This window comes from Arsenicibacter rosenii (assembly GCF_001870735.1).
GTDB lineage: Bacteria > Bacteroidota > Bacteroidia > Cytophagales > Spirosomataceae > Arsenicibacter > Arsenicibacter rosenii.
This window is the reverse complement of sequence record NZ_MORL01000040.1, coordinates 1-16,991: the sequence shown is the minus strand read 5'-3', so window position 1 is coordinate 16,991 and position 16,991 is coordinate 1. Positions and strand designations below refer to the sequence as shown.

Annotated in this window: 10 protein-coding genes; 5 read left to right on the top strand and 5 right to left on the bottom strand. The window is 51.0% G+C overall.

Features of this window, described 5'->3' with window-relative positions; genetic code table 11:
• The coding region (locus BLX24_RS28615) for a sodium-translocating pyrophosphatase (protein ID WP_071506659.1) at positions 1-1,866 on the bottom strand (1,866 nt) is incomplete at its 3' end.
• 147 nt (positions 1,867-2,013) lie between these two features.
• Entirely contained in the window at positions 2,014-2,964 is a 951-nt protein-coding gene (corA, locus tag BLX24_RS28610; RefSeq protein ID WP_071506658.1) for a magnesium/cobalt transporter CorA, read from the bottom strand.
• Between the two features lie 256 nt (positions 2,965-3,220).
• On the opposite strand from corA, the gene BLX24_RS28605 reads away from it, so the two are divergent.
• The 5 genes from BLX24_RS28605 (at position 3,221) to BLX24_RS28585 (ending at position 10,290) form a co-directional block, all read left to right on the top strand.
• On the top strand, positions 3,221-4,375 hold the full coding sequence (locus BLX24_RS28605) for a L,D-transpeptidase family protein (protein WP_083422241.1): 1,155 nt from the start codon (positions 3,221-3,223) through the stop codon (positions 4,373-4,375).
• 428 nt (positions 4,376-4,803) lie between these two features.
• On the top strand, positions 4,804-6,228 hold the full coding sequence (locus BLX24_RS28600; RefSeq protein WP_071506656.1) for a glycosyltransferase family 39 protein: 1,425 nt from the start codon (positions 4,804-4,806) through the stop codon (positions 6,226-6,228).
• Between the two features lie 374 nt (positions 6,229-6,602).
• The gene (locus BLX24_RS28595; protein WP_083422240.1) at positions 6,603-7,079 is read left to right on the top strand and encodes a (2Fe-2S)-binding protein; all 477 of its coding nucleotides are present in this window, start codon (positions 6,603-6,605) and stop codon (positions 7,077-7,079) included.
• Positions 7,080-7,146: 67 nt separating this feature from the next.
• On the top strand, positions 7,147-9,255 hold the full coding sequence (locus BLX24_RS28590; protein ID WP_229201911.1) for a xanthine dehydrogenase family protein molybdopterin-binding subunit: 2,109 nt from the start codon (positions 7,147-7,149) through the stop codon (positions 9,253-9,255).
• A 108-nt stretch (positions 9,256-9,363) separates the two neighbouring features.
• The gene (locus tag BLX24_RS28585) at positions 9,364-10,290 is read left to right on the top strand and encodes a helix-turn-helix domain-containing protein (protein ID WP_071506653.1); all 927 of its coding nucleotides are present in this window, start codon (positions 9,364-9,366) and stop codon (positions 10,288-10,290) included.
• A gap of 187 nt (positions 10,291-10,477) precedes the next feature.
• On the opposite strand, the gene BLX24_RS28580 is transcribed toward BLX24_RS28585, so the two are convergent.
• From BLX24_RS28580 to BLX24_RS28570, 3 genes are all read right to left on the bottom strand, one after another.
• Positions 10,478-10,987, bottom strand: coding sequence for a hypothetical protein (locus BLX24_RS28580; RefSeq protein WP_071506652.1), 510 nt, complete (start codon positions 10,985-10,987; stop codon positions 10,478-10,480).
• 158 nt (positions 10,988-11,145) lie between these two features.
• Complete coding sequence (locus BLX24_RS28575) at positions 11,146-12,462, bottom strand: amidohydrolase family protein (protein WP_071506651.1); 1,317 nt, start codon at positions 12,460-12,462, stop codon at positions 11,146-11,148.
• A gap of 42 nt (positions 12,463-12,504) precedes the next feature.
• Entirely contained in the window at positions 12,505-15,573 is a 3,069-nt protein-coding gene (locus BLX24_RS28570; protein WP_071506650.1) for an amidohydrolase family protein, read from the bottom strand.
• Positions 15,574-16,991 lie beyond the last annotated feature (1,418 nt).

Below are 16,991 nucleotides of genomic sequence, written 5' to 3'. Positions count from 1 at the left end.
CACGCCCGATACGGTTACACCGGCCAGCAGACCGCCCAGTACTTCCGGACCGAAGATAAACCCAACGATCACCGGAACAGTCAGTGCAATCACACCTGGCAGCATCATTTCACGGATGGACGCCTGGGTCGAAATTTCAACGCATTTTTCGTACTCAGGTTTGGCGGTACCTTCCAGAATACCCGGAATCTCGCGGAACTGACGACGTACTTCCTCCACCATTTTCATGGCCGCACGACCCACCGCCGCAATCGCCAGGGAGGAGAAAATAAACGGAATCATGGCGCCGACAAACAGCCCGGACAATACGTCGGCCTTGTAAATATCGATGGCAGAAATGCCTGAAATACCCACGAAAGCCGCGAACAGGGCCAGTGAGGTCAACGCTGCCGAAGCAATGGCAAAGCCTTTACCGGTTGCCGCCGTTGTGTTGCCAACCGCATCCAGTATATCGGTACGGCCCCGGACCTCTTCCGGCAGTTCGCTCATTTCGGCAATACCACCCGCGTTATCGGCAATCGGACCGAAGGCGTCAATCGCCAACTGCATCGCGGTTGTGGCCATCATACCGGCCGCCGAAATCGCCACCCCATACAGCCCGGCAAACTTGTATGACAGGAAGATACCGGCCGCCAGTACCAGAATCGGTAATACGGTCGATTCCATACCCATCGCCAGACCGCCAATGATGTTGGTGGCGTGGCCCGTCGACGACTGCCGCACAATCGTCATCACCGGCCGCTTACCCATCGACGTGTAATATTCGGTAATAATCGACATCAGCGCCCCGACAACCAGCCCCGTAACGATGGCATAAAACACATCCATCCGATCGAACGCAACACCGCGGATTTCGAACGTAGTGTCCGGCAACAAATGCTGAACGAGGAAAAAGGATGCAATCAGCGTCAGGACGATAGAACCCCAGTTACCCAGGTTCAGGGCAGCCTGTACATTTCCGTTGTCGTCTTTAACACGTACAAAGTAGGTCGCAATGATGGAGAAGATCAGCCCCATACCGGCAATAACCAGCGGCAGTACAATCGGCGCGTGACCGAAAATATTTCCGTCAGCCGGCACTTCAATTTCACGGCCCAACACCATGGTAGCCAGGATAGTGGCCACGTACGAACCGAATAAGTCGGCCCCCATACCGGCTACGTCGCCCACGTTATCACCTACGTTATCGGCGATGGTTGCCGGGTTGCGCGGGTCATCTTCCGGAATACCGGCCTCGACTTTACCCACAAGGTCAGCGCCCACGTCGGCCGCTTTGGTATAGATACCACCCCCTACGCGGGCAAAAAGCGCAATTGATTCGGCACCCAGCGAGAAACCGGCCAGTACTTCCAGCGCCTTTTCCATAGGCAGACCGTTTACATCGCCCGAGTCGCCCACGTACATGTTATAGAACAGGATAAAGAGGCTACCCAGACCCAGTACGGCCAGACCGGCAACCCCGATGCCCATGACCGAACCACCGGCAAACGATACGTTCAGGGCCTGCTTCAGGCTCGTCCGCGCGGCCTGTGCCGTCCGGACGTTGGCTTTCGTCGCGATTTTCATCCCGACATACCCTGCCAGCGCCGAGGTGAAGGCCCCGACGGCAAAGGCAACGCCAATCACCCAGTCAGAATTTTCGACCAGGGTACCCGACCACGCCAGCAACGCGGCCACCACTATCCCAAAAATGATCAGAATCCGCCATTCGGCTTTCAGAAAGGCAATAGCACCGTTGGCAATGTACGAAGCAATCTCCTGCATCCGGGCGTCGCCGGGGTCTTGTTTAGAGACCCACTGAAATTTAAAAAACATCACGAGCAGGCCCACGATGCCCAAGAGAGGAACAACATAGAGAATATCCATGCGGGAAAAAGTTAAATGGGTTTAAGTAAGGTTATTTTTGTGTTCCCGCAAATATAATTTCTTATAAATGATCCCCAAATCTTTATACGCTTAGATTTGGGCATAGTTGATATAGAATTGCAAATTTTTTATAGATCCTGCCGGCAATCATAACCACTGTTTCCGCTTAAAATACCACCAGGTTCCCAGTGAAGAGATGACCATCAGCAAGATAGCAAACGGATAGCCGTATTTCCAGGTGGTTTCGGGCATGTTCGGGAAGTTCATCCCGTAAACGCTTGCAATCAGGGTTGGTGGCAGCAATACGAGCGAAACAACGGTGAATATTTTTACGACCCGGTTCTGCTCCAGATCAATCAGACCGAGAAAGGTGTTTTGCAGGAATTCGAGCCGCTCAAAAATAAAGTTTGTGTGCTCAATGAGGGAGTTGATGTCTTTGATCAGCGTCCGGAGTTTATGCTGCTCGTCTTCGGTAAACCAGCCGTCGGACCGGATCATGGCCGAAATTACCCGCTGCTTATCGACCACGTTTTCCCGGATCGACATCGTCAGATCCTGGTAGTCGTTGATCTGGAGCAGCATTTCGCGGTCGAGTTTGGCGTCGAGGTCGAGTTGTTTGTTAATAAAACGCACCTCCTGTGCTACAGCTTCAATCAGATCGGCGTCATAATCAATCCGGGACTCGAAGAGCGAAATCATGATTTGTCCGCCATCCTTAAACACCGCCCGCCGCGATTTGATTTTTTTGACCATGTCGGCAAAGGATTTCAGGTCGGCATTCCGGTACGTAAACAGCATATCGTCCTTCAGGATAAAGCTGACAGGCACATTAATGTAGCCGCTCTCTTTTGACGGAATCAGGAAATTCGTATTGGCAATCAGGTATTCATCTTCTTCAATGTAGCGTGAACTGCTTTCGATCTCTGCCTGCTCCTGCTGACTCTGGAAGCTCACATCAAATTTTTCCTCAACACTTTCCAGCTCCTCACGGCTAGGGTTCTGTAAATCAACCCACAGCGTCCGGTCGGTCTGCGAAAACGATTCAATGTCTTTAATTTTACGAACGGCGGTTTCGTCCTGCTGAAAAATGCGGATCATACATTACGTTTTTTGACGGCGTTGCTGACTCTATAGCAAAGTTCAGAAACTTTATTTAAGATTACTCCGGTGGCCGGTATCTTTCTGTCTTTGGCTGCTGACCTCAACGTCTAGTTTACTAATTGACAGCCGGTTACCTCCGCACGCTGTTTTGTTAAGAATTTGTGTTGCACACAGGCAAAGCAGAGGCAGGCTCTGTTTTCTAGACAAACTGCGTTTCCGGGCGTTATATTATCACAACTCAACGTTTCCGGTTATGAATTGTTCCCGTTTTTTTACGGGCTTGTGCCTCTTGCTGCTGACGATATCAGTTAAGGCCCAACGCCCCGGCTATAAACTCCCTGACGGGCTCATCAGGTATGCCAGTCAGCGCGGGGTAAAACCCGAAGCCGCCGGTACCGACAGTCTGCGGCTGGCCCGTTTGTTGTTTGCACTGGCCTATGGCACCAAAGACCGTACGTATTTCGACTACGCCGACCGCCTGCGCGTGCCCGAACAACCCGACACGGCCGGCATCCGGGCCGCTGCCATAGCCATTGCGCGTGGCAGTAACTGGGAGGCCGTTGTCAACAGGCTGGAACCCCGTTTTCCCGAATACCAGCAGCTGGTAAAAGCCAACAGTCAAACCGGTCTGTCGGCGCAAAACCGCAAATGGCTGGCCATCAGCCTGAACGGCTACCGGATCCTGAACCGCTACATGCCTTATGACCGGATGCTGCTCATTAACATTCCGCAGGCGGTACTTACGGTCATTGATAACGGATCGGCCACGAAGCTGCGGATGAACGTGAAGGTGGGCACCTCCCGCACCCCGACGCCTCGCTTTTATACACTGGTGCGGCAGGTAAATCTATACCCCTACTGGACAGCACCGAAACCCGAAATTGACGGGTATCTACCCAAAATCCACTCCAATACGCTTCCTCCGGCGTTTTATGTGGTCCGGAAAAAAGACAGCCTCCGTCTGGACGGTAATGACCGAAAACTGCGCCGGATTCCGGCCCGTAAGTTCAATAAAAAGTATTGGCTGAAGAAAGGCCCCGGCACCGACAATCCGCTGGGGGTAGTCCGGATTAATTTTCAGGAATCGTTTGAAGACATTTACCTCCACGACACCAACGAGCGCACAGCTTTTTGCCAGACCCCGTCGGCACTGAGTCACGGGTGTATCCGGCTCCAGAAGCCCCTGTCGCTGGCCAACCTGCTGCTGGAATCCCGCCGTGACTGGACGCCCCTCCGCTTTCAGGATCAGGGGTGTTATCAGGAGCCGTCGGGAAACCCGGTTGTCGAAAACCGGCCCGTGCTGGTGAAGGGGACCATTCCGGTGTTTATCGTCTATTTCCCCGCCTTTTATGACCCGCAGGCCGGCAAAGTTGCTTATCGTGATGTGTATAAGAAGTTTACGGAGTAATAATAACCACAAACTAACTCCCCGAGGCCGGGCCGCCTGGCGACCGTCCGCGGCTGCGGTTTAAAACCCTCGGGGAGGTGAACCGGTTGGCAGGTAGACGTGACGCATTGTGTGTGTTGGTAGTCTTTTGGGTAATACGGTGGTTTGCCGGAAAGCCCCGGACGCTATTTACGGTTGGTATTCGCTAAACACGCAAAAAAGAGTGTTACTTTGGAGGGGCAAGTCGCAGTCGTCAATATTTTGTAGTTTCGTCACCACAAAAAAAACAGGATATAGTGCCACTTGCCTTTTTTGTGAGAAAGCCTTGTATTATGTTATGAGTATATCCGTAGATTGAACCGACCAATTATAGATAAAAGGCTCCTGTCTTCATCGTGCTGTAAAAAGAAACCTTGGTTGTAGGTTTATGAAAATTTCAATTTAATTCAATGCCGGTTCTTTTCACAAAACGCACCTACGAAAGTGTGCTTATATTGTTACTTATCGCCCTAGTAATCACTTTTTTCAACCGGGCAGAATACTATGACGAGGCTTGGTTTGCTGAGCAATCTTTCTGGCTGATACGAGATGGTCGGGTGAGATCCGAATTGTTTCGGGATTATAATGGCTGGGAGAAGAGCATATATGTCTTTCACAAATTGTTTATCTACGCCGGTGCGTTGATTATGTCTGTTACAGGCGTAACCGTGGCGGCCAGCAAAGTAGTAAGTATCCTTTTCGGGTTACTCGGCGGGTATTTACTATGGCTGTATGGAAAGCGTTATTCGCTTGAACACCAGTGGTTGTCTCTATTCCTTTATCTTGGATGCGGCACCTTAATTCGCTACATCTCTGTTAACCGCCCTGAAACCATGTGTATGGCGTTGGGACTGGCATCATATTTAGCGCTAGATCCACCAAAGCAATCCCGGTCTAACCCAGTCATGGCAGGTATGTTAGCAGGCTTAGCTGCATTAACTCATCTGAACGGCCTGATTTATTTGATTGCCGGAACAAGCTGGCTTTTCATCAAAATAGATTGGAAATCAGCTTTTGTATTTGTGATAGCAGGTAGCTTAACGCTAAGTATCTACGGGTTAGATGCACTTCTTGACGGTAATGTGGCTTTGTTATTGCAACAATTCTTCAATGATCCTGCCACACAAGAGAATCTGCACTTTTCCGACAAACTTGCTGTCTTAGCAGACTATCATCAAATATTCTTTCATAGCCAGAATGAAGCAGCGCTAAGTGTATTATTCATTTTATGCGCTATTACTTTTCGAAAAAGAATAAGTTTATCACAACCTGTTTTACTATATACCCTCTTGATTCTTAGTTCGTTTTGGCTGTTGACAAAAAGTGATACGGATATTTACTTCTTACTATTTGTTCCCTGGCTGGCCATTATAACCGCTCACTGGCTAGTAACTTACCTACCGGATCAGCCTGTTTTGCAAAGAAGAGCTAGCCGGATTTTACTTTATCTGTATGCCTTGGTAAGCCTTATACAACTTCGTGAAGTGATCGTAGAGAACCAGACAGTACCGAACACAGAAGACCGTAATGCCTTATTAGCCAGTTATATGCCTGCTACTAACACCAAAGTAATTGCGCCATTAGCGTTTTTCTTCGGACAAATGGATAATTATAAAATAAGGGGGCTTACTTATTATTATCTACTTGAAAGGGAAAACAAAGAAATACCTTTGTCAACCTTTTTTAAAACAGCAAAAGAGGACAATGTAAAATACATCATCAGCGACTATGGACAGAATGCTAGTTATAATATTCCTTCCGATGCACCGGTTCAAATAGGAAATTATAAGAGGATTTTTCAAGATAGATGGAATTCAATCTATGCTCGTCAATAGAGAATAATAGCTATAAGTACAGTACAATAACATATTCTTCCGTTATCGCTCGCCTGTGGCGAGTAATCAATATCAGGAAGTCGCCTATCGGGATGTGTATGAGAAGTTTCCGGAGTAATAATAACAATAAACTACCACTCCTAGGCAGGGCCGCCTGGCGACCGTCCGCGGCTGCGGTTTAACACCCTCGGGGAGGTGAAACTCACTTTTGGCTACAACAAAAGTCGTTTAGACTAACTGCAACAAGCATATTAACAGGACCTTTGTATCATCAATGAAGTTGATCGTACAAAGGTCCTGTTAGTATAAGAATCTGTGTACGGCATTCCTGACATTCTTTCCGATACGGTTGCTGTATTTCCGACGTCTGAGCCATGAAAATAGCGCTTACCATTAATGCTGTAGCTTACACCTTCGACGCAGATCCTGACATGCCTTTGTTATGGCTCATCAGAGACGAGGCGAAATTAAAAGGAACAAAATTTGGATGCGGCATGGCATTATGCGGTGCCTGTTCCGTTCACGTAGATGGCGATCTGATCCGCTCATGTTCGTATCCCGTACAGCTGGCACAGGGAAAAACGATCACTACGATTGAAGGTCTGTCAACAGGCCCAACGCATTTACACCCTATCCAGCAAGCCTGGCGGGAAGTTCAGGTGCCACAATGCGGCTATTGCCAATCCGGATTCATGATGGCCGCTGCTCATCTGCTGGAGGTGAACAAACATCCGACGGAAGATGATATCAAAAATTCGATCACTAACATCTGCCGTTGTGGAACCCATCCACGAATCCTCAAAGCCATTCTTCTGGCGGCTAAATACAAAAAAGATGAACCCACCCAATAAAACGTCCGGAAAGGGATTTTCCAGGAGAAAATTTCTGGCCCGTTCAGGGGCTGCGATAGCCGGTTCCATGGCGCTGCTTTATTTCGGCCGGTCTAAAATACGCAGTGGCCTGAGCAAGCTCGCGGCCGAAACCACATTCGGTTCCGGTATTACCGACTTTGACCCTACCGTATGGTTTGCGGTTAATGCCGATCATACCATTACGATGAGGTCGCCCAAGGTAGAAATGGGGCAAGGCGTATTTACCGGTTTTGCGATGCTGGCGGCCGAAGAACTGGATGTCGCGGTCGATACCATAAAGGTTATGCATGCCTCCACCTCAGCAGGCCCGCAAAGCACTGCAGGTACCGGTATGAGTAACAGCACCGCTTCGTTGTACGTTAACATTAGAGAGGTAGCCGCTACCTTACGGGAAACCATCAAACTGGCAGCATCAACCTTATGGAAAGTGCCTGTCACGGCCTTACAAACTGCTGACGGCTTTGTTTATGCAGGAACGTACAAAGCGAGTTACGCAGACATTGCGAAGCAAACCAAAACATGGCAAGTAGCCCAAACCCCGCCTCTTCGCCCCGCCTCTTCGTTCAGAATTATCGGTAAGGAACAAAAACGGGTTGATTTGGACGATAAGATACTGGGTAAGGCGGACTATGGCATTGATACGGATATTCCGGGCATGGCCTACGGAGCGGTGTTGTATAGTCCCTATTTTGGCGGCGAACTGAAAACAGCCGATACATCACTGGCCGAAAAAGCCCCCGGTGTTCTGAAAATAGTACCGGATAAACGGTGGATTGGCGTAGTGGCAACCACACGATTTGCCGCCGAAAAAGCCCTGACCCAAATCAGGGCTGACTGGTCCTTTGAACCAGACTACGCGACCAAAGATGCGATTGAAGCCATTACGGTTGGTAAGGGGGATGCCGTTGTGATGCAGGACGACGGAAACGCAGTTGATGAACTAACCGGCGACATACTGACCAGCGAATACCGGACTCCCATCGGATTTCATGCTTCGATGGAACCAGGCATTGTGGTAGCAGACGTATCAGGCGACAACGTGAACATAGTCACGTCTACGCAGAATGTGACATTCATGCGGCAGACAATTGCGGACCAAACCGATCTCAACGAAGATGATATTCAGATTACGCCTGCCTTCTTAGGTGGCGGGTTCGGAAGAAGAGGGTATAAGCATAATGCCGTTGAGGCAATTAAACTTTCCCGGGCGGCAGGCAAACCCGTACATCTGCTTTATACTAGGCAGCAGGAGTTTCAAAACGGTTATGTCAGGCCTAATACCCATCATATTCTTAGCGGCCGGTTAGATAAAACAGGGAAAATCGCTGCGATCCAGCATGAGTTTGCAACCGGTTCCATGGCATTTTTAGCCCTTCCAATGGCAAAACCAATTCTAGGAGCTGATTTTATGGTGGCGGGTCATGGTGCCCGGATTCCCTATTCCATTCCGCACATAAAGACAACGATCTGGAACGGTGAGCTCCCCTTTGAGACAGGTTTGTGGCGGGGTGTGGGTATGTTTGCCAACACGTTTGCGACTGAGAGTTTCATGGATGAACTGGCGGGCAAAGCCGGGGCTGATCCGCTGACTTTCAGAACCGAACACTGCGGTGATACCGGGCTGCTCAGACGCCGGAAAAGCCTGTTGCTGAACCTTGGCAAAAAAGCCGGCTGGTATACGCCAAAAGCGGATACGATTGGTCGGGGTATTGCCGTAAGTGAAGACCGGAATACCATTTCAGCGGTTATTGTTGAGGTACAGCTTGTTGACCAAAAAATTAAGATCCTGCGTGTCATACAGGCTATTGATGCCGGTACCATTATAAACCCCAATGGCGTGCGACAACAGGTAGAAGGCGCGACAATGATGGCAATCAGCGCGGCTCTTTACGAAGAAGCTGCCATTGAAAACAGTCAGTTTGTACAGACAAATTTCCATAATTATCAGGTAGTTACGCTCAGGGATACTCCTCTTATTGAGGTCATTATTCAGGAAAGTACGGAAGCTCCATCCGGAGTAGGCGAATCCCCGCTTTCGCCCGTTGCGCCGGCAATTGCCAACGCCGTTTATAATCTGACGGGTGTACGCCTGCGGTCGCTGCCGCTACAGAGCGCTCTGGATACCCATTACCGGAAAGATAAGCGCGACCTGTAATCGAACGATCACCCGATTTAATTTTTTAACGGATCGTTCATTATTTATCAGACATTCCGGTTCCGATACGATTAACATACGTCTTAAGCCGAAAACCAGCATTTCACAATGGCAACCAGTAAACCGATACGGATTAAAACAATTACCGAAGCCCATCAGATGACCGGATTGCCCAAACCGGAACACCCCCTGATCAGCATTGTTGATTATACTGTACTTCAGTCTTCTGCCTCTAACAGTGTGGATATCGATCAGGGCCTGACCTTTGAGTTTTACTATATTTCACTCAAAAAGGGATTTTTGAACAAATTATATTACGGACAACAGACGTATGACTTTGATGAGGGTATGTTATACTTTGTCGCGCCTAATCAAGTACTGAGGGGCGCCGGAGTAAGCCCGGGAGATGATCTGTCGGGTTGGGTTTTGCTCGTGCACCCTGATTTCTTTTGGGGTACACCGCTGGCAAACAAAATAAAAAAATATGAATTCTTTGATTACGCTATAAACGAAGCCTTATTTCTTTCTGACAAAGAGAAAAAAATTATTAATAATATCGTCGATAATATCAGAACGGAATATCAATTAAATATTGATCCGTTCAGTCAGGATATTATTATTTCGCACCTCGAAACGTTGCTAAACTATGCAGAGCGTTTTTATCAACGTCAGTTTATTACACGAAAAATAAATAATCATCAGATTCTTAATCGCCTGGAGCAGCTTCTGACTGACTATTTCAATAACGAATTGCTGACAATACATGGATTACCGACCGTCCAGTATATTTCTGATAATCTGAATGTATCACAGAGCTACTTACGAGGACTGTTAAAAACCTTAACCGGAAAAAGCACTCAGCAACTCATTCACGATAAGTTAATCGAAAAAGCCAAAGAGAAACTGGCATCAAATGAATTATCGATCAGTCAGATTGCATATGAATTAGGCTTCGAGCATTCCCAAAGCTTCAGTAAGCTATTTAAAGCCAAAACCGATCAGAGTCCTTTAGATTTCAGACGGTCTTTTAATTAGTCCCTCCTGTCAAATGCGTATCATTTACCGTTTAACAGAACAATCGCTTTCCCGGTAAACTCACCCGTTTAATGTGGTCTAAATCACACCTTTCACTCGTTCAGCTATTTTGAACCTGCTGAGGGTTTCACTAACCAAAACTCCCCGAGGGTTCAAAACCCTCGGGGAGTTAATCGCCTGACAGCCGTTAAACTACCGGACGATTATACCATTTATATTCATTCCAGGGCTTCAAACGAAGCCATATCTTTTGCTTCTTCTTCAATATGTCATCATCCTTGAAGGAACCACCTGCATTGATTAAGGCCCGGATTAATGACTCAACTGCATAAAACTGATTACTTTCCTGCCGGATTTCCATCTGATGCTCCGTTACGGTGAAATCAATCACATAAAACCAACAATCAAAACTTAGTGACTGAATGTGATTATAAGCCTTTAATTTATCGCGTTCAACGGCTGATTCTGTATATCTGGAATCCTGAAACAGGGCAATCTTATTACTCTGAACCTGACTTACAGGCTTATGATCTTCACACAATATATTGGTTATATCGGTCAGGCTCGCCGGATAAAGTAAGTGTAGACGCGCAACTATACCCAGTGGATATCCGGTTATTTTTTTATACGATTCAGCAATGGCAGCCATTGGCGGGAGACCATCATCAAAATATATCGATGTACGTACCAGTCCCATTTTTTACTGTCTTTTGACTGTAGAGATTGTTGTAATCTATGCGTTTCTGAACAACATCCCTCCTTGAGTGAAAACGTAAACCAGGTAAGCGCTAACAAAAACTCCCCGAGGGTTCATTACACTCGGGGAGTTACGCTACGCTAAAACAGGCAGATGCCTTATTTTTTCTCAGCCAGTGGTTTCTGGCCTTCGTACTTGTCTTTGTAGATTTTATACAGGCGCTTGTGCTTGTCGTCAAGGTCGACGGTGCGGCCCTGGATATACACCTGCTCCACCACGTTGGTACGCATGTCGAGCGCATCGCCTTTTGACACAAACAGGGTAGCGTGTTTGCCTTTTTCCAGCGTACCCACCACGTTGTCGACACCCATGATCTTTGCCGCGTTGGCCGTAATCATTTTCAGGGCCTCCTCACGGTCGGTTACACCGAAACCCGCTGCCGTACCCGCCAGAAACGGCAGGTTACGCGTCCGCCACCACTCTTCGTTGTAGCTCAGGGCCACCGTCACACCAGCTTTCTGGAGGATACCCGGCATCTTGTAGGGCAGATCCACGTCTTCGTCCTGCCGGTTCGGCAAACGGTGCAGCGGACTCAGAATGACCGGGATGCTGTTGTCTTTCAGGAAAGATGCCACCCGGTGCGCTTCGTCGGCACCGACCATGACAATTTTCTGCACACCGGCTTCCTTCGCAAACTTCACCGCTTCGATGATGTCCTTTGCATAGTCGGCACGGATGTACAGGTTGCTCGCTCCCGAAAACAGACCGCGCATGGCCTCAAACTTGAGGTTAATCGGCGTTACCGTTTTCTGGGCCGCATAGGCTTTGGCCTCTGAGAATGTCGCCAGCAGGCTGTTGATCGCGGCTTCGCGGCGGCTGTTTTTCCGCAGGCCTACCGAGAAATCTTCGAAGTTGAACTCGCGGCTGTAGTAGCCCGGCCAGTTAAGCCAGATCCCGTCGTCTTTCTTCAGCACGGCATCTTCCCAGTTCCAGCCATCGGTCTGCATGATCGACGAGCTGCCCGAAATAGTACCGCCCAGCGGCATAGCCTGCGTCAGCAGAACGCCGTTGTTCCGGATCGTCGGGATAACCTCCGAATCGGTGTTGTAGGCGACCAGGGCGCGGATGTTCGGGTTAATTACACCGACCTCGTTGAAGTCGAGCGTAGCCCGCACCGATGCGTATTCCTGCAAACCAACCGTTGCCGCCGGTGAAATCAGCCCCGGATATACGTGTTTGCCCGAAACGTTGATCACCGACGCGCCGGTTGTCGGCGTGTTGGCATCGCCGATGGCGGTGATGATGCCCTTGTCAAAGACAATGACGCCGTTGTTGATCACCTGGCCGGTGCCGACGTGGATGGTCGCTCCCGTCAAGGCAATCGCCCCTGCCTGCGGTTTGGCCGCCGGCGGGTTCTGCGCATACGCCCGACCAAGCGCTGCGACTGTTAATATGGTTAAAACGATCTTTTTCATCTGTGATTAAAGTGCGAAAGCGTGATAAACTGCGCGCAGCGATTACTTCTGTTCGGCTTCCTGATGTTCTTCCCCTTCGGCCATTACGCCTTCGATGTCTTCGCAATGGAACATCCGCTGGCGACGGAATGTCGGCCGTTGCGTCTGCGTACCACCGGCTTTCGCCGTCAGCATTTTCTGGATCAGCCGCGCACGCTCTTTCGACAGGTCTTCGCGCTTACGGTCTTCGTCCTGTAAGTCAAAGTAAACCGTACCTTCGATGATGGTTTTTTCCGGACGGGCATAGATCGACAGCGGGTTGTTGTTCCACAACACCAGGTCAGCGTCTTTGCCGCTCTTGATACTACCCATACGGCTGTCGAGGTGCAGCAGTTTGGCAGGGTTCAGGGTCACCATTTTCCAGGCTTCCTCTTCGCTCAGTGCCCCGTACTCAACCGTTTTAGCCGCTTCCTGATTCAGACGGCGGGCCATTTCGGCATCATCCGAGTTGATCGACACCACGATACCCTGACGGTGCATCAGTGCCGCGTTGTACGGAATCGCGTCTTTTACCTCCATTTTGTACGCCCACCAGTCAGCGAACGATGAACCACCAACCCCATGTTTCGCCATTTTGTCGGCCACTTTGTAGCCTTCCAGAATGTGGGTAAAGGTGTTTACCCGGAAGCCCAGCGAGTCCGCTACTTTCAGAAGCATGTTGATTTCCGACTGCACGTAGCTGTGGCAGGTGATAAACCGCTTTTTGTTCAGAATTTCGGCCAGGGCATCCAGTTCGATGTCGCGGCGCGGCGGTACGGCAGCGGCCTTCTCTTTGGCCGGCAGGCTGTTGTATTTTTTCCAGGCGTTATCGTATTCGCGGGCACGGTAGAAGTGATCGAAATACACCTGCTCAACCCCCATCCGCGTCTGCGGGAAACGGGTCAGCTGGTTCGGGTTCGGGTAGTTCGCCTGTTTTACGTTTTCACCCAGGGCAAACTTGATGAAGCCGTCGGCACCTTTGATCAGCATTTCTTCCGGCGAGGCCCCCCATTTCAGTTTCACCAGCGCCGACTGACCACCGATTGAGTTGGCCGAGCCGTGCAGCAGCTGCGACGCCGTGACACCACCCGCCAGCTGCCGGTAGATGTTGGCATCTTCCGAGTTGACGACATCGCTCATCCGCACCTCCGCCGATGACGTCTGCCCCCCTTCGTTGATCGAATACAGGGCAATGTGTGAGTGTTCGTCGATAATACCCGATGTCAGGTGTTTGCCTGTCCCGTCGATTACTTTCGCTCCGGCCGGCGCCGTCAGGTTTTTACCCACCTGCGCAATTTTGCCGTTTTGTACCAGTACGTCTGCATTCTGCATGATGCCGTCCGTTTCGTTGGTCCACACCGTCGCGTTTTTGATCAGCATCACTTCTGCCTTTGGTTTTTCCGGGTTTCCGAAGCCAATGAACGGATAAATTACCTTACCAATTTCAGGTTTACGGACCGGACGGACCGAGTCAGCTTTCGCCACATTCTCACCAGCCCGAACCGCTGTCCAGGTAATGCGCTGACCGTTTGGCAGATCACCGTCGCCTTTCAGGGTCGAGCCGTCGCGGTAGCCGGTCAGGCGGGTAGTGCCCGGATTCCGGCGGTCAAGCTGCACCTGCATCGAAATCAGGTCATTGGCTACCGACACTTTCGGCGTAATTTTAATGGTATCGCTGGCCACAACCTGATATTCCAGCTTATCGGCCGACTTACCGGTAATGTTCAGTTTCAGGTTTGAGCGGTTGCCAATAGTCAGGTTATAGGTCCCCCGCAGGTCGGCCGTCGGCTGCGCCGTTACGATGTACTGCTTGCCCTGAATCCAGTTTTCGAGGATGGCATTGTTGGCGCTGAACAGGTTATCGGAGGTAATGATAAAGTTAGCGACCTTTCCTTTTTGCAGCGTACCGATCTGCCCGTCGGCTTTGATCAGTTTAGCCGGCGCCGTTGTCAGGGCTTCGAGGGCTTTCTGCTCCGACAAACCATATTCGATGGCTTTGCGGAGGTTTGCCCAGAACTCGGTCTTGTTGCGCAGACCGGCGGTTGTCAGGGCAAAATTAATGCCTGCACCAGCGACCACACCCGCGTTTGCCGGTGCCATTTCCCAGTGTTTCATTTCGGCCAGCGACACGTTGTCGGCGTCCCATGCGTCTTCCACATCAAATGCCTGCGGGAAACTCACCGGAATAATCAGCGAGGCATTTGTCCCTTTAACCTCGTCGATCCGCTGGTATTCATCACCGCCGCCTTTGATGATAAACTGAACACCGAATTCGTCACCGATTTTATCAGCGCGCAGAATACCGAGGCGGTCAGGGGCTTCAAAAAACGCAGGCAGGCCGTTCAGTTTGTTCAGGGCTTCGAGCGACAGGTTGGTCTGCTCTTTGTTGCCCCCTTTTTTATACCAGTCAGCATCGTAGAACGCCTGACGCAGCAACGCTACCGACCCCATCGGTGAGTTCGGATACGCTTGCGTCGAGGTGCCTTTGCTGAACGAGTAGTGTGATGATACGGCCTCACGCAGGACGATTGCATTTTCCCGCTCATCGGCCAGTGTCACCAGTACGCCGCTTCCACGGGCGATGCCATCGTGCGGATGGGCCAGTACCGTACCGAAACCCAGTTTCCGGAGTTCATCGGCTTTCGTACTGTTGGCTTTAAACAGCAGGCTGGCACTTACTTCCGGCTGAACCGCCTGGTTCCAGTAGTAAGGGCCTTTTTTATTGGATTCATACTGAGGCGGGCCACCCATACCGCGACCACGGCCACCGGCAGCGCCCTGCGGCGGCTCGGGCATACCATAATCAGAATCCAGATCGATCAGTGCCGGATAGATCCGTTTGCCTTTCAGGTCTTTTACAACCGTACCGGCAGGGATGGTCACGTTTGTGCCCACGGCCTCAATGACGCCTTGCCGGATCAGTAAAGTTGCGTTGGTCAGGGTTGTTTGTGGGTCAACCACAATGGTTGCATTCGTGAATGCATAGAGGTTAGGCCGCTCGTCGGCTACGCCGTTGTTGGGAAACGTCGTCTGCGCCCACCCGGGAGCCGACAGACCAGCAGCAAGCAGCAACGTAAGTACTACTTTTTTCATAGAAACAGTTTTGATGAATAGGTACTCCGGTAAAAATACAAAAGGGATTCCAAATGATTGTTGTTATACCAATGATGATTTGGCGAATCCTCATAATTAACAAATTTATCCTTTGTTTATACTTATTTTTTATAAATCTGGTTAATAGCGCATAATAACCCGAAAAGCCCGGATAATGTGTCCGGGCTTTTCGGGTTCCACCTATCTATTATTTTGTTCAGCCCGGCCCGTCTAAAGGCACGACTGAACTACATGGCGCTACTGACAGGCCGTACCGGTTACGATCACCGTGCGCCGATCCTGGCTTACCCCACCGCAGGGGTTGGTATACCAGGCCGTGTAGGTATACGTGCCCGGTTTCGTGATCGTCACCGTCGTCGCAAACGGATGGGTGCCGCCCACACGGTATACCGTGCTGAACACATAACCGCCCGGTCCCGTAATCTCAAACCGGTCGCCGATGCCCGTACCCGTGATCTGCACCGAGCACGAACCAGCCCCCAGCACGCCCGACACCACCGCCTGCGTCGCCTGTGCCGTCAGCACGCTGTTGACAATCACTTCCACACTTCTCACCGCCGTACAGCCCGACGCATTGGTCACCGTTACCGAATACACATCCGTTGCCGTCGGCGTCAGCGAAAGGACCGGACCCGTTGCCCCCGTCGACCACCGGTAAGCACTGCCCCCCGAAGCCGTCAGCGTCGTCGACTGACCCGCACACAGCGTCAGATTCCCGCTCACGGACGCCGTCACCGCCGGATTCACCGACACCGTCACCCCCGTAGACGACCAGCAGCCCGTACCGTTGCTTACGGTTACTGAATACGCCGTCGTGCTCATCGGAGAGACCACAATCGCCGCCGTGTTTTCTCCCGTCGACCACAGATACCCTGTCCCCTGACCACCGACCGCGTCGGAAGCCGTCAGCGTCGTGCTGCCTGCCGTACAGATGGTCAGCCCGCCGCTGATCGCCGCCGTCACCGCCGGATTGACCACTNCTGACCCGCACACAGCGTCAGATTCCCGCTTACGGACACCGCCACCGCCGGATTCACCGATACCGTCACGCTGGTCACCGACTGACAACCCGAGGCGTTGGTGACCGTCACCGAGTAGGCCGTTGTACTCACCGGTGAAACCACAATCCCTGCCGTGTTTTCTCCCGTCGACCAGTTGTAGCTCACCCCGCCCGAGGCGGTCAGCGTCGTACTCTGGCCCGGACAGAGCGTCAGCGTTCCGCCGATGGTGGCCGTCGCCGCCGGATTGACCGTGACCGTCACGCTCGTGGTGGACTGGCAACCCGCGCCGCTGCTGACGGTCACTGAGTAGGCCGTCGTGCTCACCGGCGAGACCACCAGATCGGCCGACCCTGCCCCCGTTGACCATATCACCGTGGGGGCCCCCGAGGCCGTCAG

Bases quoted from the DNA above. Each gene is read 5' to 3' on its own strand.
- corA (WP_071506658.1), bottom strand. From the start codon at position 2,964: ATGATCCGCATTTTTCAGCAGGACGAAACCGCCGTTCGTAAAATTAAA.
- BLX24_RS28605 (WP_083422241.1), top strand. From the start codon at position 3,221: ATGAATTGTTCCCGTTTTTTTACGGGCTTGTGCCTCTTGCTGCTGACG.
- BLX24_RS28600 (WP_071506656.1), top strand. From the start codon at position 4,804: ATGCCGGTTCTTTTCACAAAACGCACCTACGAAAGTGTGCTTATATTG.
- BLX24_RS28595 (WP_083422240.1), top strand. From the start codon at position 6,603: ATGAAAATAGCGCTTACCATTAATGCTGTAGCTTACACCTTCGACGCA.
- BLX24_RS28590 (WP_229201911.1), top strand. From the start codon at position 7,147: ATGGCGCTGCTTTATTTCGGCCGGTCTAAAATACGCAGTGGCCTGAGC.
- BLX24_RS28585 (WP_071506653.1), top strand. From the start codon at position 9,364: ATGGCAACCAGTAAACCGATACGGATTAAAACAATTACCGAAGCCCAT.
- BLX24_RS28580 (WP_071506652.1), bottom strand. From the start codon at position 10,987: ATGGGACTGGTACGTACATCGATATATTTTGATGATGGTCTCCCGCCA.
- BLX24_RS28575 (WP_071506651.1), bottom strand. From the start codon at position 12,462: ATGAAAAAGATCGTTTTAACCATATTAACAGTCGCAGCGCTTGGTCGG.
- BLX24_RS28570 (WP_071506650.1), bottom strand. From the start codon at position 15,573: ATGAAAAAAGTAGTACTTACGTTGCTGCTTGCTGCTGGTCTGTCGGCT.